Source organism: Paraliobacillus zengyii (genome assembly GCF_003268595.1).
Classification (GTDB): Bacteria; Bacillota; Bacilli; order Bacillales; family Amphibacillaceae; genus Paraliobacillus_A; species Paraliobacillus_A zengyii.
Window position 1 is genome coordinate 3481826 of record NZ_CP029797.1, and the last position, 26386, is coordinate 3508211.

General features: G+C 36.6%; 23 protein-coding genes. 7 read left to right on the forward strand and 16 right to left on the reverse strand.

The window, feature by feature from the left end; translation table 11 throughout:
* Window positions 1–162: 162 nt before the first annotated feature.
* The 3 genes from allC to allB are packed head-to-tail and all read left to right on the forward strand — an operon-like array spanning window position 163 to window position 4012.
* The gene (allC, locus tag DM447_RS17095) at window positions 163–1407 is read left to right on the forward strand and encodes an allantoate deiminase (protein ID WP_332871733.1); all 1245 of its coding nucleotides are present in this window, start codon (window positions 163–165) and stop codon (window positions 1405–1407) included.
* A 15-nt stretch (window positions 1408–1422) separates the two neighbouring features.
* Window positions 1423–2673: a pyridoxal-phosphate-dependent aminotransferase family protein gene (locus DM447_RS17100; RefSeq protein ID WP_112182391.1), complete on the forward strand. Its 1251-nt coding sequence runs from the start codon at window positions 1423–1425 to the stop codon at window positions 2671–2673.
* 19 nt (window positions 2674–2692) lie between these two features.
* The gene (gene allB, locus DM447_RS17105; protein WP_112182392.1) at window positions 2693–4012 is read left to right on the forward strand and encodes an allantoinase AllB; all 1320 of its coding nucleotides are present in this window, start codon (window positions 2693–2695) and stop codon (window positions 4010–4012) included.
* 306 nt (window positions 4013–4318) lie between these two features.
* Here allB and DM447_RS17110 read toward each other — a convergent pair whose 3' ends face one another.
* The 8 genes from DM447_RS17110 to DM447_RS17145 form a co-directional block, all read right to left on the reverse strand.
* Window positions 4319–5203: a fumarylacetoacetate hydrolase family protein gene (locus DM447_RS17110; RefSeq protein WP_112182393.1), complete on the reverse strand. Its 885-nt coding sequence runs from the start codon at window positions 5201–5203 to the stop codon at window positions 4319–4321.
* A 24-nt stretch (window positions 5204–5227) separates the two neighbouring features.
* Complete coding sequence (locus tag DM447_RS17115; RefSeq protein ID WP_112182785.1) at window positions 5228–6412, reverse strand: amidase; 1185 nt, start codon at window positions 6410–6412, stop codon at window positions 5228–5230.
* A gap of 32 nt (window positions 6413–6444) precedes the next feature.
* On the reverse strand, window positions 6445–6945 hold the full coding sequence (locus DM447_RS17120; protein WP_112182394.1) for a (2Fe-2S)-binding protein: 501 nt from the start codon (window positions 6943–6945) through the stop codon (window positions 6445–6447).
* Window positions 6924–9203: a xanthine dehydrogenase subunit D gene (gene pucD / locus DM447_RS17125; RefSeq protein WP_112182395.1), complete on the reverse strand. Its 2280-nt coding sequence runs from the start codon at window positions 9201–9203 to the stop codon at window positions 6924–6926. The genes DM447_RS17120 and pucD overlap by 22 nt, the downstream gene beginning before the upstream one ends.
* Window positions 9200–10126, reverse strand: a complete 927-nt coding sequence (locus DM447_RS17130; RefSeq protein ID WP_112182396.1) for an FAD binding domain-containing protein — start codon at window positions 10124–10126, stop codon at window positions 9200–9202. Before DM447_RS17130 ends, pucD begins: the two co-directional genes overlap by 4 nt.
* Entirely contained in the window at window positions 10102–10722 is a 621-nt protein-coding gene (locus DM447_RS17135) for a nucleotidyltransferase family protein (RefSeq protein ID WP_112182397.1), read from the reverse strand. Before DM447_RS17135 ends, DM447_RS17130 begins: the two co-directional genes overlap by 25 nt.
* On the reverse strand, window positions 10719–11750 hold the full coding sequence (locus DM447_RS17140) for an XdhC family protein (protein ID WP_112182398.1): 1032 nt from the start codon (window positions 11748–11750) through the stop codon (window positions 10719–10721). Before DM447_RS17140 ends, DM447_RS17135 begins: the two co-directional genes overlap by 4 nt.
* A gap of 379 nt (window positions 11751–12129) precedes the next feature.
* The gene (locus DM447_RS17145; protein WP_112182399.1) at window positions 12130–12723 is read right to left on the reverse strand and encodes a DUF1836 domain-containing protein; all 594 of its coding nucleotides are present in this window, start codon (window positions 12721–12723) and stop codon (window positions 12130–12132) included.
* 142 nt (window positions 12724–12865) lie between these two features.
* On the opposite strand from DM447_RS17145, the gene trhA reads away from it, so the two are divergent.
* Window positions 12866–13513 (forward strand): PAQR family membrane homeostasis protein TrhA, encoded by a 648-nt coding sequence (trhA, locus tag DM447_RS17150; protein WP_112182400.1) that lies wholly within the window; start codon window positions 12866–12868, stop codon window positions 13511–13513.
* Window positions 13514–13939: 426 nt separating this feature from the next.
* On the opposite strand, the gene DM447_RS17155 is transcribed toward trhA, so the two are convergent.
* The gene (locus tag DM447_RS17155; protein ID WP_112182401.1) at window positions 13940–14353 is read right to left on the reverse strand and encodes a NusG domain II-containing protein; all 414 of its coding nucleotides are present in this window, start codon (window positions 14351–14353) and stop codon (window positions 13940–13942) included.
* Window positions 14354–14491: 138 nt separating this feature from the next.
* Between DM447_RS17155 and DM447_RS17160 the strand changes: the two genes are divergently transcribed.
* On the forward strand, window positions 14492–15577 hold the full coding sequence (locus DM447_RS17160) for a mechanosensitive ion channel family protein (RefSeq protein WP_232824071.1): 1086 nt from the start codon (window positions 14492–14494) through the stop codon (window positions 15575–15577).
* Window positions 15578–15640: 63 nt separating this feature from the next.
* Here the strand turns inward: DM447_RS17160 and treR are convergent, their stop codons facing one another.
* The 6 genes from treR to DM447_RS17190 form a co-directional block, all read right to left on the reverse strand.
* On the reverse strand, window positions 15641–16354 hold the full coding sequence (treR, locus tag DM447_RS17165) for a trehalose operon repressor (protein ID WP_112182402.1): 714 nt from the start codon (window positions 16352–16354) through the stop codon (window positions 15641–15643).
* A gap of 21 nt (window positions 16355–16375) precedes the next feature.
* Entirely contained in the window at window positions 16376–18055 is a 1680-nt protein-coding gene (treC, locus tag DM447_RS17170; RefSeq protein ID WP_112182403.1) for an alpha,alpha-phosphotrehalase, read from the reverse strand.
* Between the two features lie 77 nt (window positions 18056–18132).
* On the reverse strand, window positions 18133–19578 hold the full coding sequence (gene treP, locus DM447_RS17175) for a PTS system trehalose-specific EIIBC component (protein ID WP_112182404.1): 1446 nt from the start codon (window positions 19576–19578) through the stop codon (window positions 18133–18135).
* 188 nt (window positions 19579–19766) lie between these two features.
* Complete coding sequence (gene ric, locus DM447_RS17180; RefSeq protein ID WP_112182405.1) at window positions 19767–20456, reverse strand: iron-sulfur cluster repair di-iron protein; 690 nt, start codon at window positions 20454–20456, stop codon at window positions 19767–19769.
* A 98-nt stretch (window positions 20457–20554) separates the two neighbouring features.
* Complete coding sequence (locus tag DM447_RS17185) at window positions 20555–20902, reverse strand: hypothetical protein (protein WP_112182406.1); 348 nt, start codon at window positions 20900–20902, stop codon at window positions 20555–20557.
* Between the two features lie 85 nt (window positions 20903–20987).
* Window positions 20988–21350, reverse strand: a complete 363-nt coding sequence (locus DM447_RS17190; protein WP_112182407.1) for a DUF488 domain-containing protein — start codon at window positions 21348–21350, stop codon at window positions 20988–20990.
* Between the two features lie 154 nt (window positions 21351–21504).
* Between DM447_RS17190 and DM447_RS17195 the strand changes: the two genes are divergently transcribed.
* Window positions 21505–22803: an MFS transporter gene (locus DM447_RS17195; RefSeq protein ID WP_112182408.1), complete on the forward strand. Its 1299-nt coding sequence runs from the start codon at window positions 21505–21507 to the stop codon at window positions 22801–22803.
* A gap of 678 nt (window positions 22804–23481) precedes the next feature.
* Here the strand turns inward: DM447_RS17195 and DM447_RS17200 are convergent.
* On the reverse strand, window positions 23482–25176 hold the full coding sequence (locus DM447_RS17200) for a bifunctional diguanylate cyclase/phosphodiesterase (RefSeq protein WP_232824073.1): 1695 nt from the start codon (window positions 25174–25176) through the stop codon (window positions 23482–23484).
* A 176-nt stretch (window positions 25177–25352) separates the two neighbouring features.
* On the opposite strand from DM447_RS17200, the gene DM447_RS17205 reads away from it, so the two are divergent.
* Window positions 25353–26372: an LLM class flavin-dependent oxidoreductase gene (locus DM447_RS17205; protein ID WP_112182409.1), complete on the forward strand. Its 1020-nt coding sequence runs from the start codon at window positions 25353–25355 to the stop codon at window positions 26370–26372.
* Window positions 26373–26386 lie beyond the last annotated feature (14 nt).

A 26386-nucleotide genomic window follows, 5' to 3' on the forward strand; every position in this document is an offset into this window, starting at 1 on the left:
TAGCCTTATTAGCACATTATTGCTAATGAACAAAAGGAGACATATTGGTAAACTACATATTAAAGGCTTAATTGCTAGTTGAACCCTCCAGTGTAATAGCGTGCTTATACGCTCGTTTCCTTTGTGGAGGTCATACGATATATAGAATAGGAGGCCATATAATTGGTTATCAAATCAAGCCACGAAGTAAAAGTTACAGATGTGGAACAGATGGTTAAGTGGTTAGCTTCTTTCGGGCAATCAGCTGAGGGTGGTACTAATCGTTTATTATATAATGAAGCATGGATCGAGGCACAACAAGAATTAGAGCAAACAATGCAAGGTTTCGGATTAGCAACACATTTCGATGCGGTCGGAAATTTATTCGGAAAATTAGCTGGTACCAACACAGAAGAAAAAGCAATTATAACAGGCTCCCATATTGATACCGTTACAAACGGTGGTGTCTATGATGGCGTTTACGGTATTATAGCAAGTTTACTAGCGACGCAACGTTTGTATCAACGCTATGGATCACCTAAGAAAACGATTGAAGTCCTTTCCTTATGTGAAGAAGAAGGAAGTCGTTTCCCTATTACTTTTTGGGGATCCGGTAATATTACTGGAAAATATCAGATAGAAGATGGCGAGCGCATTAAGGATAACGAGAACACCATTTTGTTAGAAGCAATGAACAATGCAGGCGTTGCAAACAAAAATCAAAAATCAGCTTATCGTAACGATATTGCTTGCTTTATCGAATTACACATTGAACAAGGAAAGGTTCTCGAAAGTACGAATAAATCAATTGGTGCAGTTAGCCATATTGTCGGACAACGCCGCTTCGCTATCAACGTTATTGGAGAAAGTAATCATGCGGGTACAACCCCAATGCCACTCCGTAGAGATGCAATGGCCATAACCGCTGAAATCATTCATTTTATTACCGTTGAAGCAAAATTATTTGATCCCGATCTGGTTGCTACAGTTGGACAATTAAACACAAAGCCGAATACCTCAAACGTTATTGCAGGTGAAGTAGATTTCAGTCTTGATATAAGACACTTTGATGAGACCATCTTAGATCAATTTTATCAGAAACTCACTTTATTTATCGAAGAACTAGCAAACCTTCATAAAATGGAGATAAACTGTTCTCAATGGTTAAACGCAAAACCTGTTGCAATGGACAAGGAAATGACGAAATTGGTGGAGGAAATCGCCACGGAACAATCAATTCCGTATAAATCAATGATTAGTGGGGCTGGACACGATGCACAAATGTTCGGCAAATTTTATCCTACTGCCTTAATTTTTGTCCCAAGTAAAGATGGTATTAGTCATTCACCAAAAGAGTTTACAAGTAAAAAAGATTTAGAGAATGGTGTTGATATATTAACTGAACTTTTATATCGACTAGCTTATTAATAGGAGGAAAAACAAATGACTTATCACGAATTAAATATGCCACTCCGTACCATTATGACTCCTGGACCAGTTGAAGTTGATCCACGTGTGCTTCGCGCAATGGCAACACCAATTGTTGGTCAGTTTGATCCTTCCTTCACATCTGCTATGAATGAGGTAATGGGTATGTTACGGGAAGTTTTCCAGACTGAAAACCAATGGGCTTTTCCTGTTGATGGCACATCAAGAAGTGGCATCGAAGCTCTTCTATGTAGCGTTATCGAGCCTGGTGATAAAGTATTAGTTCCGATTTTCGGTAGATTTGGCCACTTACTTACTGAGATTTGTGAACGCTACGGTGCAGAAGTTCATACGATGACATGCCCCTGGGGAGAAGTTTTCAACCAAACTGATATCATTGAATTTATCAAGAATATTAATCCGAAAATTGTTGCGATTGTACATGGAGAAACATCAACTGGGTGTATGCAACCGCTTGATCAAATTGGAAAAGCATGCCGAGAATTAGACGCTTTATTACTAGTTGATGCAGTCGCCTCAATTGGCGGTGTCGAGATAAAAGTGGATGAATGGTATATTGACGGATTAATAGGCGGAACACAAAAGTGTCTATCTATCCCCTCAGGCATGGCACCGATAACATATAATAATAGGATAGAAGCTGTTCTTAACAAACGAAAGAAAGTTGAAAGTGGCATAGCAACAGAAGAAGACCGACTTCAAGAAGCTAACAACACAAGCAGCTTTATTAAAAGTAATTACTTAGATGTAAGCATGTTACAAGATTATTGGGGTCCGCGTCGTTTAAATCATCATACAGAAGCCACTTCGATGGTTTACGCACTTCATGAAGGCCTAAGAATTGTTTTAGAAGAAGGATTAGAAACGCGATTTGCACGTCACAAAGAACATGAAAAAGCACTTATTGCAGGTATTAAAGCAATGGGATTAGAATTATATGGTGATCCTTCTTGTAAATTACCTACCGTTACTTGTATTACTGTACCAAATGGTATCGATCCTGAATCCGTGCGGAAAATGTTACTTGACCATTTCGGTATTGAAATCGCGAAATCATTCGGTCCACTAGAAGGCAAGATCTGGCGTATTGGTACAATGGGCTATAGCTGTCGAAAAGAAAACATCTTAGCTGTACTGAGTGCATTAGAAGCTGTTTTAGTTCGTCACAGTGCTCCAATAAAAGTCGGAAAAGGTTTACAGGCCGCGCTTGATGTCTATCAAGCAGAAAGCATCGTAACATCTTAACATTGGAGGAAAATTAAATATGGAGATACTTGATTTATTAATTAGAAACGGCAATGTTGTTTTAGCTGATCGCGTTGAAAATCTTTCCATCGGTGTAAAAGATGGAAAGATTGTTCAAATTGAAAAGAAAATTGATAAAGAAGCAATAAAAGTCATTGATGCTAATGACTTATACGTTTTCCCTGGAATGATTGATGTTCATGTTCACTTTAACGAACCAGGCCGAACAGATTGGGAAGGTTTTGAGACTGGTTCCAACATGCTTGCCGCGGGAGGAATTACAACTTTTTTTGATATGCCTTTAAATGGTATACCATCAACAATTACTCTAGAGGCTTTTAAAGAGAAAAATGCAATCGCAAATAAGAAAGCCCGGATTGACTTTAAACTATGGGGGGGCCTTGTGCCAGGGAATTTAGATCAGCTAGCTGCCCTTTCAGAAGCAGGCGTAGTAGGTTTCAAAGCCTTTTTATCCGCATCTGGAAATGATGAATTTGAAGCAGCAGACGATTGGACATTATTAGAAGGCATGCGAGAGATTGCTGCCCAGAATAAAGTATTAGCACTTCATGCAGAAAGTAGAACAATTACTGACTTTTTAACAAAAGAAATGAAACAAAAAAACGCCACAACAGCCATAGACTATAGTACAACAAGGCCTATCATTGCCGAAGTTGAAGCAGTGGAGCGTGCGCTTGCGTACGCAAAAGTGACAAGTTGTGCGCTGCATTTTGTACACATAAGTAGCGCTGCTGCAATCGATAGAATCGAACAAGCACAGCTCAATGGATTAGATGTCACGGTCGAGACTTGTCCACATTATTTATTATATAACCAAGATGACTTAGTAAACAAAGGTGCAGTCGCCAAATGCGCTCCACCACTTCGAGAGGAAAACGAGCGACTACGTTTAATAGAAAAACTACGCGAAGGGAAAATTGATATGATTAGTTCCGATCATTCTCCAGCTCCTTTCGATTTAAAAGATCCTTCTCAGTATGATTTATTACATGCTTGGGGCGGTATTAGCGGCGGACAGTTTTCACTTATGGCGATGATAGAGCTCGCTCAGCTGTATCGCATACCTTTTGAAGAAGTAGGGAACTGGTGTGCCTTTAATCCTGCAAAACGCTTTAAACAACACCGTAAAGGAGCAATCGAAGTTGGGTATGACGCAGATATAGCTATTGTTGATTTGAACAAAGAGACCATTGTAAAGCCCGATAACTTCCTGGCTAAACATAAAGAAACACTTTACATGGATCGTGTTTTCCCATGCAAAGTTATCGAGACATTTAGCCGCGGCAATTCTGTTTATTCAACTGATTTAACAGAATAAGTTTGATAGATTCCTTGTAATTTTTTTGATTTGAAAACATCCTATATGATAGAAATTGCGACGCAGTGAAAATTTCTTACTCGCTTATCAAATGAAATTGACGACACTCCCTTTCCGCAGGAGTGTCGTCAATTTCATTTGATACACTAGTTTAAATTAAAAATACTACACTATGATGTGTATTGAAGTTAATTCAATTTTATTAACAGAAGCTAATCAATTAATTAATCTAGTCGAGGAAGCAAATGGTTTCGATGAAACAAAGTTTTTAATAAAAATAGCCTTTTGGTAATATAGCTAACACCACTAGACTAAAGCAGCTTTTTTATCTACATTGCATACAGTGTTTTCCAGTAAATCAAAACCTGTCACTTTACAGCCAGGTACATCCCCTTTGCGAATCGTTACTGATCCAGGTGTTCCTGTCATGATAACGTCTCCTGGGTTAAGTGTCATAATTTTCGAGAAGAAAGATACAATAAACCATGGAGAATACATCATATTAGCAATTGTATTTTTATGAACAACATGATCATTCAATAACGTTTGCACTTCGATCTTATCAATATCAGCAAATTCATCTCCTGTGATCAACTCACTTCCCAAACTGAAAAAAGTATCAAAGCTTTTTGCGCGTTGCAAGTAAAGCGGATCCTCGGCACGGATATCTTGGGCCGTCATGTCTAATGTAGAAGTGAAACCAGCTACATAAGAGGAAGCATCTATATAACTAACATCCTTACATGTTTCACCAATAACAATTGCTAGTTCAGCTTCTGCAGTAACATGGTTAGATACAGACGGTAATTCAATCCCTTCATTTGGACCGATGAGACTACTCGTAGGCTTCATGAAAAATACAGGATTTAATTTAGGCGCACCACCCGACAATTCCATTGCTTTTGCAACATAATTCATACCAATACCTAAAATTTTACCTGGCGAACGATATAATGTTGCTCGTTTAGCTCCACTTACACTTTTAAAGACATGCTCATGAATCTGTTCTTTGCCATATGATTGATACCATTGTTTTATATCTTTGAACTGATCAGCTTTTAAAATAGCATCCACTGTATGTTCCCAATTCTCATTAATAGCTTCACTAATTGTTTTAATTAAATAATAGTTTTCATCTTCGGCAATTGCCGCTTCTTCTTTTCCGTTATACTCCAAGGTAACTAGCTTCATCATTACACCTCCAAATTTTCTGCTTTACTTGCTTGCGTAAAAATAGTTTGCAACAAATTCTAATAACCGTCGATCTTGTCCGCGATTAGCAATTAGTGATAACCCGATCGGATTACCTTCTATTTGAGCAACCGGAATCGTAACTTGAGGCAGTCCAGACAAACCTGCAATACAAGTCAACTGCATTGCCCTTCCTCGATAATCATTTAATGCTTCACTCGGCATATCTTTCAAAGGGGCTGGACCCGGTGCGGTTGGAATAGCTAGTATTCCATCTTTTCCCAACAAGACATTCATTTGCTTTTGAATCTGCAATTGACGTTCTAGCGCTCTATCAAAAGTGCTCTGCGAGATTTTACTTGCCATAGCAAAACGCTCTTTAATTCCTGGCCCAAAATACGGATCTTCTTTTTCAATCCAAGGACCGTGCTCTGTCCAAATTTCTTTTCCTTGTAGTGTTTTAAAAATATCTGCCCATATCTCCAATCCCTCTACAGAAATTTCTTCTTCAACTAGCTTAGACACCGACTGATCTAGAATTTCTAAACCTTCTGATAATGATTCCTTAATAGTATCATCTACCAAATTCCATGGTTCACCACCAAAAATCAGTTTTTTAAATGGTGACGTATTATCCTCGTCATTAGTAAAAGGCAAGATCGCTTTACCAATCGTCTGTAACAGAATTGGATCACGTGTCATCCAACCAACCGTATCAAAGCTTTTTGCTAGTGGTATCACACCTTTTAAGGAAACTGATCCATGTGTCGGTCGAAATCCAAATATTCCACAATAGGATGATGGGATCCGAACAGAACCACCTGTATCTGTTCCTAATGCAAAATCGACTAGATTGGCAGCCACCGCAACCGCTGAACCACTAGAAGATCCCCCAGGTATGCGATTAGGAGCTTTAGGATTAACAGGTGTACCATAATGATGATTTTCGCCATTCAGACTATACATAATCTCATCTGTATGTGTTGTACCTTTTAACGTCGCGCCTTCTAAAAGTAATCTTTCTATGACTTCAGCATGTTCCTCAGCAGGCTTATGCGTCCGATACCAATCAGGATTCCCAGCTGTATTTAAATATTTTTTAATTGCAAAAACGTCTTTTACGGAAAAAGTTAAATCATCTAAATTACCATTCCCGCTCGGTTTTAACTCAAGGTTACTTTTTACGTATGCTTGATGTAAATCTTTCATCGGTATCAACTCACCTTCCACCTTGTAGTTACTTACGTTTGAGCAACCACTCTTTGTACTGCACGAATAATCCCGCCATAACCTGTACAACGACATAAGTTACCGGATAACGCTGTTTTAATTTGTGTTTCGGTTGGATTAGGTGTCTCCTGGAGCAATGCCTTTACAGCCATTACCATACCAGGTGTGCAATAACCACATTGGTAACCACCCTCTTCTAAAAATGCCTGTTGAACTGGATCGATATCCTCTTGGGTACTTAAGCCTTCAACTGTCGTAATAATAGCTTCATCGACTTGATAAGCCATCACTAAACACGAATTGACTAAGGCGCCATTTATCATAACCGAACAAGCACCACAACGTCCTATCCCACAAGAAATTTTCGTTCCAGTTAAATTCCATTCATCACGAAGTATATCAACTAACCGAATGGTTGGATCCACGTCAACCTGCTTATGTTCACCATTTACTGTCACAGAAATAGAAACAGCACGATTCTCTTTTTCTCTTATACGTTCACTTGTTCCCATTCGGTTTCACTCCTTTTATGTGCTGCAAATAAAATTTCTTCAGAAGAGACTGGTAAGCGATTAACCCTGTAGCCTATTGCATTATGAATTGCCTGTGCAATGGCTGGCGCAACTGCCACCGTACCTATTTCTCCAACTCCACGAGGACCGTAAGCATCCCCTTTTTCTAAATTTTCAATAGCTGTCGTTTCCATAGAAAAAGGAACATCTTCAATACTCGGAATTAAGTAGCTATCTAAGTTTTTCGTTACATAATGCCCTTTATCTATAATCGCATCTTCCATTAATGAATAACCTAATGCCATTACTCCTCCACCCTCAATTTGTCCGACATATCCCATTTGACTAACAACAGGACCTGCCGCAATTGATTGGTCTAGATCAATCATTTTGACCTTTCCGGTTAAAAGATCAATTTCAACTTGAGCAAAAGTTGCTCCAAACGTATATAGGTAATGTCCACCATCTACTGGATCAGGCGTTGTGGGAAAGTCAAAATTAGTCGTAACAACAAACTCTTCTGTTGGCGCTTGTAAAACAGCTTCTTGATACGTCATGATGCAATTTCCACTCGTATCAAAAACACCTCCATGACCTAAGCACAATTGCTCAACAGGAACATTCTTTATTTCACTAACTAAACGCAGGATCTTTTCTTGAAAAGCTGGTTTCATTTTGCGGATAGCCGTCCATACCATACTCGTTCCACGTGATGCTGTAGTTGACCCTGAAGAGGGAACTAAGTTTGTATCCCCAATTACGATCTTTAAATCATCAACTTTACAACCTAGTTCTTCTGTTACAACTGTTTCAATAACACTCAAAATCCCTTGTCCAGCCTCTTCAAAACCAAATGCTATTTCAATTTTACCTTCTTTATTTAATCGTATTCTCCCACCAGCTGGATCTAATCGACCATAACCTAAGCCGCCTCCATGCATCACGATGGCAGTTCCCATTCCTCTTACTTTCCACTTATTTTCCGGGAAATTAGCTACAGCCCTTTTTTTCTCCAAATGTTTTTTTATCGATTGCAGGGTATCTGCCATACCGTTAGTTGCCACTATACGATGACCCATCGGTCCGAGGTCTGTCTTATTTCTAATATTAAGTTGTCGAATCTCTAATGGCTCAAGGCCGACTTTGTCTGCTAATCGGTCAAGTTGGCCCTCCAACGCAAAGGTAATTTGATTACCACCAAACCCTCTAAATTCACCAGCCACTCCGTTATTTGTGAAAACTGATAATCCGTTTGTTTCTATGTGATCTATCATATACGGTCCTGCTGCATGTTCAACAGCAAAGTCTAAAATAGCGGGGCCTAGAGTTGAATAAGCACCAGTATCCGCTAAAATATCTACTTGATGGGCTACTAGTTTTCCAGTTTTGTCGACACCCGTCTTCATCTTTATTCGCATTGGGTGTCTTTTTATTCCAGAAATAACAGATTCTTGTCTTGTTTGATGTATCTTCACAGGACAACCAGTAGCGATCGCTAATAATGCACCATACGGTTGTACATTCAATTCATCTTTTCCACCAAAGGAACCGCCCATCGGACTGGATACAACTCGTATATCCTCCTCTTTCATTGCTAAAATACGTGCTAATTGAAAACGGTCTTTATAACCATGTTGCGTCCCCATATAAATGCTAAGTTTTCCATCATCTTCTGGGACTACAACGCCACCCTCCGTTTCCATATAGGCATGCATTTGGCGCGGTACATTATAAGTCTCTTCAACAATAAATTCACATGTTTCGAATCCTTCTGTTACATCACCTTTTTTATATCCCGCACGATGCAGTAGATTGCCATCCGGATGCAGTTTTGGTGATTCTTTAGACAATGCTTTTTCGGGATCATCAAGTATGGGAAGTTCTTCATACGTTACTTCAATCAACGTCAAAGCATATTCTGCAATTTCAAGAGATGTAGCAGCTACAGTTGCAATCGCATCTCCAACATAACGAACGAACTCTGAACATAGAACCGGTTGATCAGGCGTCACAATACCATATCCATTTAATCCTTGAATATCTTTATGCGTCACAACCGCTTTTACCCCAGAAAGTTGTTCCGCACGTTTTGTATCAATAGCTAGTATTCTTGCATGTGGATATTTGCTACGTAGTATTTTTCCATATAACATACCTGGGAACGACAAATCTGTTAAGTATTGCAATTTTCCAGTGACTTTCCCTTTTCCATCTGGTCGAATTCTTTTTTTACTTTTATAAGATTCCTTCTCAATCATTCGTTATCCTCCCTTTGCAGATCGATTAACTTCTCCAGTTCCGAAACAATCAAATTTGCAACAACGATCTTTCGATATTCTGGTGAAACAAACGGGTCTGAGACAGGTTTAAATACATCTTGTATCTTTTGATGAACAGTGCCTAGCAACTGGGTATCTAGCATATTCTGCGTGACTATTGCTTCGACAGCGGTTAATCTTATTGGTTTTGTGGCACCACCACCGGCTGCTATATATATATATTCCACTCTACCCTCTAAACTTAATCCGATAGATAAGGCAACCGTTACTAGAGAAGGAATAAACGATTCTCTTCTTCCTACTTTTTGGTAAAATGTATACGATTGAGCTGACACTTGTGACTGTGGCAATAAAATGGCCATTAGCAAAGCAGTATCTTGCTCACTTTGTAAATCTAAATAAACAGAAAGATCGTCTACATAAACTTCTCCATCATCAAACCACCGCACTTGTGCACCTAAAGCTAAAAGGGCTGGTATTGTATCACCGACTCGATAAGCGACATTCCCTCCAATCGTTGCTCTATTTCTTACTGCAGGTGAAGCCACTTCTCCAGCAGACTCTACTAAAATTTCAAAGTAATCTAGTGTATCATTATTCATTTGCAATTGTTTTAGAGTTGTAAGCGCACCAATTTCTAATTTCACTGCGTTATTCTCAGTAATCCACTTACATCCTTGTAAACTTCCAAAGTGATCCAAACGAATTAGATTAGACTTTAATGGTGTCCCTTGCTCCCGTTGTAATTGAATTAACGTACCAGCAGCAATATATTGTGCTTTTTCTTGATAAGTTTGTTTGATTTCCCATGCCTCTTTTATCGTATCTGGTTGCCAAATTCGACTACTTGGGCCAAGTCCATCTGATTGCTTCCCATTTATATTTGCGTTCGCATTAACCATGCATAATCACCTTCTGTATCTATATCATGAAAACAATATCTATCTTGAAAATTAATCACTTTCATTTGTGGATTTTCCTTACCGCGAAGAATCGCCCTCGCACCTTGATCACCTTTTAGATCCATTAATAACTCGTATTGTGAAGCATCAAAAAGAATCGGAGGTTGCGGTCGTTCTTGATAAGAAGCAGCGACAATCGGCATATTCTTCTCCTCATAACTTCGAATTAATTGATTGAGTATATCTACCGATACGAGTGGCTGATCTCCCAATAAAATCATCGCCGCACGAGCACCATATTTCCGACAAGTTTGTATTCCAGCTCGGACCGTGAACGCCTGCCCTTTTGAAGCTTGATCTGTTGTAATTCGCGACCACCTTGTTTGTTCATAACCTCTGAAGAAACGATCATCGATCCATTCGAGGGAATCGCCAGGTTTTGTCATAACCAACACGTGATCTAGATTTGAATGAATCGCTGTATCTAAGGCATGACTACCAATCGTATCTTCCTGAAACAGAAGGTTTAATTTATTTTGTCCCATTCTTCTACTTTTTCCAGCAGCTAGTAAAACGCCAAATATTTCACCCGTCATGAAGCTCTCACCTTCTTATCCAACGGCTTCTTTACTAACTTTACTAATTCAGCAACCACACTAATCGCAATTTCCTCTGGGCCTTCAGCTTCAATTGATAACCCAATCGGACTTGTAATGGTTGAAGGGATTTCTTTTCCTGCAAATAGCCTTTTTGTACGTTTAACTGAACCTAATATCCCGAAATAACGAAGCCTTTTTTCAAAAAGTTGTTGAATGATTTCTTTATCTTTTCTAAAGCTATGCGACATCAAAATAACAAAGTCATTTTCATTAATATCAATTGCTTCCATTACCTCTTCCGGAAACCCCAATATTATTCGTTCCGCAGTTGGGAAGACTTGTTTTTTACAGCGAGCTGGACGCCAATCAGCAACAGTGACAGCAAAACCAGTTTTACTAGCAAATTCAACCAAGGGTTCAGCATCTCTACCAGCACCATAAATAATTAAACGCGGTTTTGGTTGGAAATGATGAACATAATAACCAGATTTTTTTATCCCATTCCCTTTTTGATTAGACTGCTTTATATACTGAGCAAATTCATTTTTTAATTCTTCAGAAGAATCTCCGAACACATGACCAGTTTCCCCTTGAAAAATTACAGCATCATGAAAATTTGCATCACTAGGAATAGATTTAAACATAGTGACAGCGGAACCTTCTTGCAACACGCTGTTTAATTCCAAAAAATGATATCTCATGTTTGGAGTTACTGGTTCAATTAGAATGGTAATAACACCGTTACATCCAGACCCCTCACCCCAACTCCATTCATCAGCATTGCGCATATCATACGTGATAACTTCAGTTTTGACTTGATAGTTTTGCAACTCTATTCTAGCTGCTAAGTCTTCTTCCAAACATCCAGCGCTAAGCATACCTACCTGACTTCCATCTTCAGTAAAGAGCATCATTGCACCTTCCTTCTTATATGCCGAGCCTTTAACATCAATGATCGTAGCTAACACTGAGACTTGTTCTTGCTTTAAAGTGATCACATCTAAAACATCATGTATATCACGCATAGTAGCACTCTCCTTCCTGCAGTAGTTGTTTTTATTATATTATTCAGAAAATTAAAGATGATAAAAGGCTATGAAAAAACGCCATTATATAAAGGCGTTCCTTTTATAGCTAATGGATTTCGTTACGTTATATTATCTAACATTAATTGTTATGTTTTTTAACTTAACGTTATACTAATACTTTTCCAATCTTTTGTCACTAGTTATTCTATCTAATATGGAAAATGTATTTTAGCTTATTTAACTAACTTTGATAAACTGCTAGCTTAATTGTTGTACAGCAGTCCGTCTTGTCATACTTAATTCGATATCATTCCAAAATACTCCTTCCAATCATTAGATTTAAAAAAGCACAGACAAGAAGTCTGCGCTAACATTTTTATTCATCTTTTTCTTCTTCATTAAATAATTCAGGAATTTGATCAACTAATTTCTCAGCTAGTTTTCGATACATATTACTTCTGTTAACAAGCGCTACAATTAATAATACTTGTTCAATATAAGCTTGATCTTCTTTATCAAAGTCATCCGCTTCTTTCTTCACGTCAGTTGAAAGTTTGTTAGCGTCTACTTTAAAGTCATCAACATTTTTATCATATAAGTTAATATAGTGATCATATATCAATTCCAAGTCAGTTTGATCTAAGTCTACTTTATCATTTAAATCTGATAAGACGACTTTAATATCATTGATCGAGAGTGTTCCTTTTAACTGGTATATTAAATGAATAAGCATAATATGTTCTTTACTATACTTTTTATTTTTAATTGGGAATAGTAACTTGGCCTTTGCATAGTTATTAATCATTGTTTTGGTTAATACTTTTTCCTCCTCATTACGCTTACTTTTAGAAAAGGTATTCTCAAACAACTGCGTAACTTGATCCATATACAAGTCAATCGATGGAATGTCTTCTCGGTTTATTTTATTATTTAATTCGAGTTCTTCGATAATTTTATCTATGTTTTCCATATCAAAACCTCAACTTTTAGCGGTGGTATTTCGTTCCATTATAGCTTAGTATACCCGCTACGTAAATCTTGACGAGATTACAATATATGATTATTATAGTATGTAGTATTTAAAACTATATGTTGTAATAGGAGTGTTTATTTTGAAACAATATATTCGCGAACCAATAAATGGATTCACTCATTTAGCAGGTGCTATTCTTTCCTTTATAGCTTTACTGGCCATGGTTATTAAAGCCACTGCAACAACCGGATCCCCTATAGCTATCACAGCAGTAATTATTTTTGGGATTAGTATGATTTTGTTATATGCGACTTCAGCAACTTATCATATGGTTATCGCTAAAGATAATGTAATAGCTTGGTTAAGAAAACTTGATCATTCGATGATATTCATTTTAATTGCAGGAACATATACACCATTTTGCTTAATCGCTTTACAAGGAACAATAGGTTGGTTATTATTTGGCATTATTACAGTGATTGCAGTAAGTGGGGTTATCTTTAAGATGGTTTGGTTTGATTGTCCAAGGTGGCTCTCTACCAGTCTTTATATAGTGATGGGATGGATGATCATTTTCGTTGCTACGCCACTATCCTCTTCTATCGATCCTACCGGTATGTTTTTATTAATTTTTGGTGGTATTATTTATACTGTCGGTGGCATTATTTATGCAACAGAACCTAAATTTTTAGCATCTAAATACATGGGTTTTCACGAGATATTCCATATTTTTATTTTACTTGGAACATTAGCCCATTTTCTAAGTGTTTATTTCTATGTATTATAAAAACCAAGAGAATTCACTTGGTTTTTATAAATTCAACTATTTAATAACTAAACTTTCTCACCAAAAAATAAGCACTAATTGTTGACTATTCTAATTTTTCGTACAGCTATTATATCGCTTGAAAGTTTTTTAAAAGCCTACTATTTAAAAGTTTTCGTTTAGTACGAAACACCATCAACTGCGACGTAACAGAATTACCTGACCCGCTTCTCAAGTAAAATTGACTCCCTTTCCGCAGGCACGGCTTCAGCTAACTTGGAAAGGGAGACCATTTGCTTGCGTAGCGTATCTACAGTAATAGATTTTTGTTTGTGATAAGAATGTTACGTCGTAGTTTCTCTCAAGTTCGTATGATGAAACGTAATGGTGCTTATGAAAGAAGCGCGAAGTTGACTTTAATACCTGTTTCACACTTTGAAAGTTGCGTTAATAAGAAATAATTTCTTCACTTTCTGTATCTGAACCTTCTGACCTGATTTCTATCAGTAACTTGTGTGGAAGACAAATAATCGTTTCTCCTGGTTCACTCTTCCAACCCATCTTTACTCCAACTTGATCAGGACTATTATCTTCTTTAATACGAATCTCTTCACCATTAACTTCTATTAAATTATACTGATTTCCTTTTCCTTCTATGATAAATTGGTCATTACCTTCATGACCAGTCAATGTTATTTCTTGTATTACTTCACCATCTTGAATGATTGCTGCGACAACTTGATCTCCTTCATTTACTGTCTTTGACATTGAAAAAACAGTCAATGGAATAAATGATATTGCTATTAAAATAACGATGATAATAACATCGAACGGCTTCATTATTTTCATGACATTGCGCATATTAAAAACCCTCTCTATAATAAGCGTTTACACACATTTCTATATACGCTTATTATACCACTTTTGTTTATAATATAGGTGGCATTTCTAGATTTATGATAAAATGTATCTATTCTTCAAAATGGTTAGGTGATGCATATGCAAAATATTATTGATTTTTTACAGAACTATTTTATCGTTGGTCAACTGGTTATCGTTGCTTCCGTATTGGCATTAATATTATTCACACGTCTACTTATCTTGTGGATAGCAACAAAAAAAGGGACAGACTATCCAGAGCGTAACCAAGCGATTCGCTATTTTTTAAACTGGATTACTTTTTATTGTATTCTTTTGTTTCTATTCTTTTATTTCGGTGAAACCAGTTGGATGTTAAAATCATTCTATCAATTAGGATCAACTAACATTACGTTATCTTTATTCTTAATAATATTCTTAATTTTATCGTTTGCTTACCAGATTTCAAAAGTGTTAACTAGTTTATTCATGCCACGTATTTACGATCGTTATCAACTTGACCGAGGTATTCAATTTACTTTTAATCGTGTTTCTCACTACATGATTATGATTATTGCTGTTATGATCAGCATTTCTACAGTTGGCATCAACCTTAGTGCATTAACTGTTTTCGCAAGTGTTTTAGGTGTTGGTATTGGTTTTGGACTTCAAAATATTACATCTAATTTCATTTCAGGTATTATTTTATTATTTGAACGTCCAATTAAAGTTGGGGATCGTGTCATTGTAAATGACATTATTGGTGATATTGAACAAATCAACATGCGTGCTACCATTATTAAATCAATTGATAACGAGCATATTATTGTTCCTAACTCTTATTTCTTAGAAGAACATGTTATTAATCGCTCTTATAGCGATCCAACGATGCGTCTTGTGATTCCAATTGGTGTTGCTTATGGATCTGATCCAGAACTAGTCCGTGATTTACTCATCCAAGTGGCAAATGATGAATCATCTTCAACAGAATCTGTCTTATTAGATCCTTTACCTTTTGTTTATTTTACTGGATTTGGTGACTCATCATTAGATTTTGAATTATTCATTTGGATTTCTAATCCAAATGACATTGTCCGGGTCAAAACAAATGTTAATTTTCGGATCCATCATATACTAAAAGCACACCAAATCGAAATCCCGTTTCCACAACGAGATTTACACTTACGTTCAGTTGATTCAACCATTTATGAAAAATGGCATCAATAATCTCTCGTTAAAAGAACCGATATCAATTGATATCGGTTCTTTTAACGAGTACAATTATTAACGTCAATGGTTCCTTCTCGCAAAATCAACAAAACGAAAGCGATCTGGTCGATGACGTGATTCTGTATATTGAAATAAACTTGCATCATCTAAATAAACATAATTTTTAATCACAACAATATTATGAAAACCATCCAAATCAAGCAATTCACGATCTTCTCCAGTCGGCTCATCAACTGTTATTTCCTTTTTAGCAAAACTAATCGTCAAACCCACTTCCCCTTCTAGATAAGAATAGATGGAATCCTCACATATTTCCTTTGATAAGTGCGGAACATACTTTTCATTAAAATAATCCTTATCTAAAATCACCTTATCACCAGCAAGGTCTCTAACTCGTATCACTTGCCAAGCCTGATCTTTATTTGATACGTGTAGCTGTTTTTTTAAATATTCATTAGGCGTTGATAGTGATACATCATGAACGATTGTTTTCACTTTATTATCCATCTTGTTAGTCAACTCTTTAAAACTAACTAATCCAGAGACAGGAAAATCATATTTATTCCTCGGAATTACTAAGGAGCCTTTTCCTCTTACTTTTTGAATGTAGCCGTTTTGTGATAATAGATTGAGCGCTTTTCGAATTGTTTCTCGGGATGTTTCATATTGTTCTTTTAATTCATGCTCCGATGGTAACAACTGGTCATCTTGCCATGTACCATTATCGATCTGCGTTACAATTTCATTATAAATCACTAAATATTTATTCGTCATACTACCTACGTCCTTATCTGCCTACATATTTAAATAATATACAATGGACTCATATGGACGAAGTTTTCCAGATCGAAAATCCGTTGAAGAATCGCGATAATTTGAAAGCAAAATGGTAGACTCCATTATATCCAGTTCTAAATTACCCGTTAATTCGAAGTCAGATTCTTCTCCATAAAAATTATTAAGCACTAATAATTTTTCATTTCCATTATTACGTATATAAGCAAAAATAGCATGATGGTCATCTAAAATCAACTGATAATCACCTTCAACAATGATATCATATTCTTTTCGAAGCTGAATGAGCTTTTGGTAATGATAAAAGATAGAATCTTGATCCTCAAGTGCCGCTTCTGCATTGATGGTGGAATAGTTATCCGCTACATTAATCCAAGGAACATCTGCAGTAAAGCCAGCATACGGCTTATCATTCCATTGTACAGGCGTCCTTGAATTATCACGTGACTTTTGTTTGAGAATAGCAATAATCTCTGAGTCTTTAAAACCTTCTTCTTTCTTCATTTTATACATGTTTAGCGATTCGACATCTCGATAATCTTCTATTCGGTCAAACGCCGGATTCGTCATACCAAATTCCTCACCTTGATATATATAAGGTGTACCTTGCATCATATGGATTGTTGTAGCTAGCATTTTGGCTGATTCTTTGTGATACATTACATCATCTCCAAAACGCGAGACAACTCGTGGCTGGTCATGATTACACCAAAACAGCGCATTCCATCCACCACCTTGATGCATCTTTGTCTGCCACTCAGAAAGAATTTGTTTCAGTTTCTGAAAATCAAATCGTGCATTTGTCCATTTCTTACCATTAGGATAATCCACTTTTAGATGATGAAAGTTAAAAGTCATATCTAGTTCTTGACGTTCAGGGTTGGTATATTTAATACAATTATCTATCGAAGTTGATGACATTTCTCCAACTGTCATTATGTTATATTCCGAAAAAACTTGTGCATTCATTTCCTGTAAATAGTCATGAATCTTAGGTCCATCCGTATAAAACTTTCTACCATCACCAGGCGCAACCGAGCCGTCATCATTAGGAAATGCTTGATTCTTTGAAATTAAATTAATAACATCTAACCGGAAGCCGTCCACACCTTTTTCTAACCAAAAATCCATCATTTGATAGATTGTATCGCGGACTATTTCATTTTCCCAATTCAGATCAGCTTGTGTTTTATCGAATAAGTGCAAAAAATATTGACCCGTTGTTGTATCATATTCCCATGCCGGCCCACCAAATTTAGATTGCCAGTTTGTTGGCTCTTTACTATTTATTCCATCTTTCCAAATATAAAAGTCTCGATATGGATTATTTTTTGAGGAAGCTGCTTGTTTAAACCATTGATGTTCTGTAGAAGTATGGTTGACCACAATATCCATAATAATCTTCATATCCCGCTTATGTGCTTCTTCTAATAACTGATCAAAGTCTTGCATTGTGCCATATTCTTTATAGATAGTATAGTAATCACTTATATCGTAGCCATTATCATTCTGTGGGGAGTCATAAATTGGAGTGAGCCACAGTACATCGACCCCTAATTTATATAAGTAATCTAGCTTCTCAATAATCCCTTGTAAATCACCTTTACCATTAGCTGTTGTGTCATTAAAACTCTTCGGATAAATTTGATAAACCACCGCTTTTTTCCACCATTGCGTCATTTTGTGCTCACCTTCTTTGATTTATAGATAGGACAGCATAGCAACTATACGTTCATAGTCGCTATGCTGTCTATTTATTATTTTTTCCCTAAGCGTTGAAATGCATTTTGACCCATTTTCATTTTTGAGAAAAGCATTGTTAAGAATAATGGGACTACAATTGCTACTGCCATTGCTACAAAAAACATTAGCCAATGTGCAGCTTGGATTGATAGAAAACCTGGTATACCACCAACACCAATCGAGTTTGCCATGACACCACTACCAACTGAAATAATTGCTGCAATCGCAGAACCAATCATCGCTGCCAAAAACGGGAATCCATATTTTAGATTAATACCGAACATCGCAGGCTCTGTAACTCCTAAGTAACAGGAGATAGCCGCAGGAATTGAAACCTGCTTTTCTTTTTCATCATTACGGTTAATGATAATCATTGCAACTACTGCTGAACCTTGCGCAATATTAGATAACGCGATCATCGGCCATAAATTCGTTCCATTAAACTCACTCATTAGTTGTAAGTCTATTGCATTTGTCATATGGTGTAAACCTGTTATAACCAGTGGTGCATAGGCAAAACCAAACACTGCTGCAAATAACCAACCAAATGCTGAAGTTAACCCACTATAAACGATATCAGAAATCCATGCACCGATTTCCCATCCAATAGGTCCAAGTACGACATGCGCAATTAGAACTGCTGGTAATAATGCGAAAAACGGAACAAATATCATCGAAATAACATTTGGAATAACCTTCCTTAAGCCAATTTCAAGATAAGCTAACACAAAACCAGCTAAAATCGCAGGAATAACTTGTGCTTGGTATCCAATCATATTAACTGTGGCGAAACCAAAATCCCAAAATGGGATATCTGTTGATCCCGCTCCCGCTACACCATAAGCATTTAATAACTGTGGCGATACAAGCGTAAGCCCAAGCACAATACCTAGAATTTGTGTTGTACCCATTTTGCGTGTAACCGCCCAAACTATACCAACTGGTAAGAAATGAAATATCGCTTCACCTATTAACCATAAAAAAGAATGTGTCCCTGCCCAAAATTGTGATAGTTCGATTAGTGCTTGATCACCATTTGGTCCAAAGTTCGGAATATCACCAATTACATTACGAAAACCTAATATTAAACCACCAACTACCAAAGCCGGAATTAATGGCGTGAAAATATCTGCAAGATGCGAAATCATTCGTTGGATGAAATTCATATTTTGTTTTGCCGCAACTTTCGCATCATCTTTTGATGTATCACCTACACCAGCAATTTTAGAGAATTCTTGATAAAAAGTGGATACTTCATTTCCAATAATGACTTGGAATTGACCTGCGTTCGTAAACGTACCTTTAACTAGATCTATTTCTTCAATTTTATCTGTATCCGCCTTCTCGTTATCATTTAAAACAAAACGCATACGTGTTGCACAGTGTGTGACAACTGAAATATTATCACTACCACCAACGTACTCTAGTAAAGCTTTGGCTGAATCAGTGTATTTACCCATTGTGTTGACCCCTTTCTTCTTTTACGAAGATTAATTTTAGTTTATATCTAAATAAATGACTTATACAATAAGGACAAGATAACTTGTATATACATGTTATCTGATTACGCTTTCATTATATCTTGTATATACATGTTAGTCAATAAAAAATTAAAAGGACATCAACAATTTTTGTTGATGTCCTTGGTTTATCTTTTAAATAATATATTATTTTCTAGATGAATATGCTCAAATGTATTTGCCTCTAACTCCGCTAAGCGAGCATATGTCATTCGATATGAATTACACGAACCTTCTGGTAGAACAAATCCATTAGTAACAGCATACATTTCCTTTAATAAATCACCGATTAGTTGATGTTCATTTTGCATCTTATCCGACAGTTCTTGAATGAGAATTGCCGTTTCTGAATCTTTGGTTTCTTCGTATTGAAGTATGAGTGGAAATAACGTCGTTTCTTCTTCAAATAGATGTGACTCTATGTCTGACATAAATGTGTGATATAAAATATGTAGCTCTTTAAGATGTGTATGACTTTTACCATGCACCCGATATATTTTGGTTACAAATTGACTAAGTGGCTCTAATTCCTTGTGCAAATAATCGTGGTGATGTTCTAGAATATGTTCAACTAAGGCTGTGCTTGATACTTGATTCCAATCTGTCACTACGTTCCCCGCTTCTTTCCAACTATTATACGCTTGATTTATAGATTGAAGAAGGTTCTCAACATCCACTTCTTTATCTACTAATACTTCTTTAAGTGGCGTATCTCCCTCACAACAAAAATTAATTTGCTCTTTTTTAAAAATATCACTTGCTTGCGGGAAAGTCTTAACGATTTCTGCAGGTGTGTCATTTATTTGAAATGCTTGCATAAAATAACCTCCTAATAAAGTGTATATAAAGAACATAACGCACTTTTGTTTAGGAGGTTGTGAGATAAATCACTTATAAGTAAAGTTCATTACTAGTATTATTCAAATGCATTTTTATCTACATGAGCTTCATTTTCTTGTAATATTATTAACGCTTCTCCAAAATCTTCTTCTGCAACCTCACACTCTAACACTGTTTTATGTTCTGTCTGACCTGGTTTTAAAAGACCATCACCAAGTGCAGGAATTGGATAAGGAGAACTACTAGGAGTTGTAGAAGATTGTCCCCCACTTGCAGCTACCAATGGTACAACTACTTTATTTTTCAAACCATCGGAAACCTCATCGATCATTACATTGCGCACATTAACTTTATTGTTTAACTTTGCATGAACGCTTTCTGCATCATTTTCAGTCTTAAAATAAGCTTGTAAGGATTTAAACATTTTGATCATCCTTTCTAATTTTGTTTGAGTTTCTATTTATAATCTATACCATCCGTTACCCTACTACTCACAAAATAAACAATTACTAATTAATATTCTCTAATTCTTCCTTTAATACTAACGCTTGGTTATGCTGTTCATCCTTGGCTGCATACAAAAGTGTCACATTATCATTTGAACGAATAACGTCTTTTAGTTCCTTTAATGCTTCTTGTTTCTCTGAGTCTTCTTTTAACTCTGTTTGATATTTTTGTTTAAACGTTTGATACTTATCAGGATCATGTTGGAACCATTTCCTTAATGACGTTGACGGCGCTAGTTCTTTCAACCAATTATCCAACTGTAAATTTTCCTTGGAGATACCTCTAGGCCAAACACGATCAACTAATATTCTTTTCCCATCATCTTTTCTGATAGTTTCATATACGCGTTTTACTTTTATTGTCATTTATTATCACCTATTTTTTCTATTTCACTTACACAATGAAACTAAACCTCTATAATTGTAAATTTAGTCCAAACTTTTCAAAATAATTGAGACAGCATGTATTTTATTGCGTAACATGAGATTTAGTTATTAATGATAAAAGGTGGAGGTATAAATGAGGAAGTTCTCTAAAAGGGAATCAAGCTGGGTATTTTATGATTGGGCTAATTCTGCTTATTCTATTGTTATTACAACAGCTGTTTTTCCTATCTTTTATAAAGCAGCTGCGACGGAAGCTGGTGTTTCAGGGCCAAATTCAACTGCTTATCTTGGCTATACCATTTCTATTTTCACATTTATTCTAGCTATGATTGCCCCAATTTTAGGGACAATTGCGGATTACCAAGGATATAAAAAACGGTTTTTCACCTTCTTTTTCAGCTTAGGTATTACAGCCACCGCAACACTTGCTTTTATCCCTAGTGATAATTGGCTATTGCTCTTAATTTGTTATTTAGTAGCTTCGATTGGATCAACGGGTGCAAACATTTTTTATGACGCATTTTTAGTTGATGTTACAACAGACAAGCGCATGAATCGAGTTTCTGCACGCGGTTATGGTTTAGGCTACATAGGTAGTGCCATACCATTTTTATTAAGTATCGTCATTATTCTATTGGCACAGCAAGAAGTTTTACCCATATCTAGTATTACAGCAAGTCGAATAGCGTTTTTAATAACTGCAGCTTGGTGGGGTCTATTCTCAATCCCCTTATTAAGAAATGTAAAGCAACGCTATGCGATCAAACCTGAACCACACATTATTAGAAATAGTTTTAAACGACTTAGTGGCACCTTTAAAGAGGTTAAGAAATACCGAGCCGTATTTTTATTCTTACTTGCTTATTTCTTTTATATTGATGGGGTTGGTACGATCATTTCCATGTCTACTGCATATGGAACCGACCTAGGATTGAATACCACAAGTCTCTTAATTGTATTATTTGTTACCCAAGTAGTTGCGGCACCGTTTTCCATTTTATATGGAAGACTATCTGAAATCTTTAAAGGAAAAAAGATGTTGTATGCTGGAATCGGCGTATATATGGTAGTTTGCATCTATGCGTTCTTTTTAGAAACAATTGTTGACTTTTGGATTTTAGCAATGCTTGTTGCAACATCACAAGGTGGTATTCAGGCTATAAGTCGTGCATATTTCGCAAAACTCGTACCAAAGCATCAAGCTAATGAATTCTTTGGTTTTTATAATATCTTTGGTAAATTCGCATCCATTACTGGTCCATTGCTAGTCGGTATAACAACGCAAATAACAGGACGTTCAAACTTGGGTGTGTTTAGTCTTATCTTATTATTCATTGTAGGTATGATTATATTAAGACTTGTACCAAATCCAGATCAAAATCTCACTAATAATAACGCTATTATTCAAACAGATGACATTAACCCTTTATAACTAACTTAACTTTAGCGAGTGAAGGCATTTAAGTCTTGATAAACACGCGAAATTTCGCAATCTAAAGGTGAAGTTGACTTCAAACTACTTTCGTTAGCATCATTACGTTTCATCTTGCTAACTTGATAGAAACTGCGACGTAGATTCCATACTCGCTCCACAATTAAAATGGGATCGCTTTCCGTAGGCACGGCTTCAACTAACTCGGATAAGCATAATTCGCTTTCCGAGTGGATCTTCAGCCCGCGCTGTTCCCACTGGAGTCTCACCCATTTCAATTGCTCCGCTGGATAGGCGATAAAACTGATACATCGTCTACTGTTCAGGAATTTTAATTGTGCTTATGACAATAGCTGTTCACGTTATGCTAATTGATTGTAGCGTAGGACAGTCGACTCCTGCGGGAAAAGCAACAGCTGAAAATCCCGCAGGAAGTGCTTTTTGCTTCCGAGGAAGTTGAAGCGTTGGGTCTGCGATTACTCGACCCATCGAAAAGACTTGCCCGCGGAAAGCGACTGTCCGAAGCGAAAATCAACATGGCGGTTTATGTCTCAGTTGATGATTATTCTGATGCATGGAACGTTTTGTCAGAGTCTATGGATGTTTCACACGCTAAACTTAAAAAGCGACGGATTAGTACTTATTTTGGCTAAAAAGTTATGTGACTAGTATTTCTGTTTATTTACCGATTAACTTTTTGGTCATAGCATCTACTGGCAATGGTTTACTAAAATAATATCCTTGAATCAGGTCACCGTCATGTTCTTTAAAAAATTGCAATTGTTCCTTGGTTTCTACACCTTCAATTAAAACAGTTAGTCCTAATGATTTACCTAGTTGCATAATGGAATGTAACAATGCGGCATCCCGTTTGTTCTCCGGAACATTAATAATAAAAGAACGATCGATCTTTAAAGTATCAACTGGAAAATCTTTTAAATAATTTATCGATGAATACCCTGTCCCAAAATCATCAATAGAGATCGAGATACCTAAAGCTTTTAATTTATGCAGTTTGCTAATGATATGCTCTGGGTCAATTAATAGACTTTCTGTAATTTCTAATTCTAATGAAGCTGGCGACAAGCCTGTTTCATTTAAGGTTTGTTCCACTTTATTAACAAATTTCGGATGAACAAACTGTACGGCAGAAACGTTAACTGATACAGGTATAGCTTCGAACCCCTCTTCTTGCCACTTTTTATTTTGAACACAAGCTGTATACATTACCCATTCTCCAAGCTCAATAATAAAGCCTGTTTCTTCTGCAATCGGAATGAAGTTCGCAGGGCTAATCATGCCAAATTTTGGATCACTCCACCTAATTAAAGCTTCCATTCCTCTTAATTCCGATTCCACCGTATACTTTGGCTGATAATGAAGTGAAAATTCATTCTCTTCTAATGCGTGTTGAAATCTTTTTTCCAACCTCATCCGTTCTGCTAACTGTTCTGATAATTGCAGATTAAAATAAGCATAACTACGCGTTGTGAACTGTTTAGCTTGTTTCATTGCAAGAGAAGCAAATGTAAGCAAACTTTCTACATCCTGTCCATTCTCTGGGAATTGGCTTATTCCAATACTATAATCTAGTTGAATCTCTTCTCCTTGTAATAAATAAGGACGACTTAGTTTTTGCTCCAATTCCGTCAATATATCTTCTAAGGATAGCTCATTCGAATACAAAATAACAAAATCATCAGCAAAACTACGACATATCGGCGTTAATGTACATACTTGACGTAACCGCTCTGCTACTTGCAATAAAATGTTATCACTCAAGGCTTCTCCGTATGTATTATTTACATTACGAAAACGATGTAAATTGATACGTAACAGGCTACCTTTTTTATCTTGATTAATAATTTGTTGAATACGCTTCTTAAAAAAATCTAAGTTCATTAATCCTGTTACACGATCAAAGTTAGACAACTCTTTCATTTTCTTATTGGAGTAATTCTTTTCTTCAATCTCTTCAGTAACATCAAACTGTAATCCAATAAAATAAGTTAATTTACCTTCCGTATCATGGACAGGACTGATAATAAATTGATTCCAGAAATAGCTGCCATCCTTGCGATAGTTTTTTAAAACTACACCAGTTGCTTCTGCTTCCTTAATAGCATCTCTTACTTTATCTACTTCTTTTTGGTCTGTACTATTTCCTTGTAAGAATCGACAATTTTTATTTAAAACTTCTTCCTTATTATAGCCAGTCATTTCAACAAATCCTTGATTAACATAAATAAGTGGTAGTTCCCTTTTTGTAGCATCAACAACAGTTAAACCTACACCCATTGAATTAATAGCATCTAAGAAATGCGGAAGTTTCATTTCAGATTCAAATTGATTAAGAATATCAGTTCGTTGCATTAAATTTTCGACCCCTTTGACTTGTCCGTCTTCTTATTTACTATATCATGAGATGTTACTACTTGTTTAGTCAAAAGCTGTTGTAACTAAAAGGAAATTTACTTGAAACAGATAATTGGAGAAAAAATAAAAAACGGCGTATTCTAAGATTACTTTAATATAGAGGAGCTTTTAAATTGACTACACATAAATATTTCAACGGCGTGCCACTATCTGTTTTAGATCTTGCGCCTGTAAATGAAGGAAGCAATCCCGCTGCATCATTTAAACATAGCGTTGCATTAGCAAAAGACGCTGAGAAATTGGGTTTTCATCGTTATTGGTTTGCTGAACATCACAACATGCCAGGAATAGCAAGCTCAGCCACATCCGTCGTTATTGGACACATTGCTGGAGCCACCAAAACGATTCGTGTCGGTTCTGGAGGAGTTATGCTTCCTAATCACGCACCACTAGTAATTGCGGAACAGTTCGGAACTTTAGAGTCTCTATATCCAGGTCGTATCGATCTCGGTCTTGGCCGCGCTCCAGGTAGTGATCAAGGTACAGCTTATGCTTTAAGACGAACGTTGAACAGCTCAGCTGAAGAATTCCCAGAACAATTAGCAGAGTTACAAGCTTATTTTACTGAAGAGGGTAACAGAGGCGTTCGTGCAGTACCAGGACAAGGTTTAGCTATTCCTACTTGGTTATTGGGATCTAGCGGATTTAGCGCACAACTAGCCGCCGAAAAGGGGTTACCTTTTGCATTTGCGAGTCATTTCTCACCAGATTATACAATACCAGCATTAAACATTTATCGGGATCATTTCAAACCTTCTCATACGTTAACAAAACCATATGCCATGGTTGGCGTTAACATTGTTGCTGCTGATACAACGAAAAGAGCAGAGTGGCTAGCTACTTCACAGCAACAACAATTTTTAAGCATTATTCGTGGTAAGCCTACAAAATTACAACCACCGATTGATGACATTAATACTTTCTGGTCAGCACAAGAAAAAGCAGCTGTTGAAAAAACACTTGATTCGCGTTCAACTATCGTTGGAAATGCAAAACAAGTTCAAGAGAAACTAGCAGCCTTTTTAGCTGAAACAAATGCTGATGAAGTCATTATTAGCTCACAAATTTATCACCAGGAAGATCGACTACGTTCTTATGAGATAGTAGGAGAAATGTTACAAAAAAACGACTGATTGCTCAGTCGTTT

Coding starts and splice junctions, on each gene's coding strand:
- DM447_RS17140 (WP_112182398.1), bottom strand. CDS start 11,750: ATGCGTGATATACATGATGTTTTAGATGTGATCACTTTAAAGCAAGAA.
- DM447_RS17200 (WP_232824073.1), bottom strand. CDS start 25,176: ATGCAACGAACTGATATTCTTAATCAATTTGAATCTGAAATGAAACTT.
- DM447_RS17100 (WP_112182391.1), top strand. CDS start 1,423: ATGACTTATCACGAATTAAATATGCCACTCCGTACCATTATGACTCCT.
- DM447_RS17135 (WP_112182397.1), bottom strand. CDS start 10,722: ATGACGGGTGAAATATTTGGCGTTTTACTAGCTGCTGGAAAAAGTAGA.
- DM447_RS17185 (WP_112182406.1), bottom strand. CDS start 20,902: ATGTTTAAATCCTTACAAGCTTATTTTAAGACTGAAAATGATGCAGAA.
- DM447_RS17110 (WP_112182393.1), bottom strand. CDS start 5,203: ATGAAGCTAGTTACCTTGGAGTATAACGGAAAAGAAGAAGCGGCAATT.
- treP (WP_112182404.1), bottom strand. CDS start 19,578: ATGGGTAAATACACTGATTCAGCCAAAGCTTTACTAGAGTACGTTGGT.
- DM447_RS17130 (WP_112182396.1), bottom strand. CDS start 10,126: ATGGTTAATGCGAACGCAAATATAAATGGGAAGCAATCAGATGGACTT.
- DM447_RS17160 (WP_232824071.1), top strand. CDS start 14,492: ATGCAAAATATTATTGATTTTTTACAGAACTATTTTATCGTTGGTCAA.
- treC (WP_112182403.1), bottom strand. CDS start 18,055: ATGACGCAATGGTGGAAAAAAGCGGTGGTTTATCAAATTTATCCGAAG.
- DM447_RS17145 (WP_112182399.1), bottom strand. CDS start 12,723: ATGGAAAACATAGATAAAATTATCGAAGAACTCGAATTAAATAATAAA.
- ric (WP_112182405.1), bottom strand. CDS start 20,456: ATGCAAGCATTTCAAATAAATGACACACCTGCAGAAATCGTTAAGACT.
- DM447_RS17115 (WP_112182785.1), bottom strand. CDS start 6,412: ATGAAAGATTTACATCAAGCATACGTAAAAAGTAACCTTGAGTTAAAA.
- DM447_RS17190 (WP_112182407.1), bottom strand. CDS start 21,350: ATGACAATAAAAGTAAAACGCGTATATGAAACTATCAGAAAAGATGAT.
- DM447_RS17120 (WP_112182394.1), bottom strand. CDS start 6,945: ATGGGAACAAGTGAACGTATAAGAGAAAAAGAGAATCGTGCTGTTTCT.
- DM447_RS17155 (WP_112182401.1), bottom strand. CDS start 14,353: ATGCGCAATGTCATGAAAATAATGAAGCCGTTCGATGTTATTATCATC.
- DM447_RS17195 (WP_112182408.1), top strand. CDS start 21,505: ATGAGGAAGTTCTCTAAAAGGGAATCAAGCTGGGTATTTTATGATTGG.
- allB (WP_112182392.1), top strand. CDS start 2,693: ATGGAGATACTTGATTTATTAATTAGAAACGGCAATGTTGTTTTAGCT.
- treR (WP_112182402.1), bottom strand. CDS start 16,354: ATGACGAATAAATATTTAGTGATTTATAATGAAATTGTAACGCAGATC.
- pucD (WP_112182395.1), bottom strand. CDS start 9,203: ATGATTGAGAAGGAATCTTATAAAAGTAAAAAAAGAATTCGACCAGAT.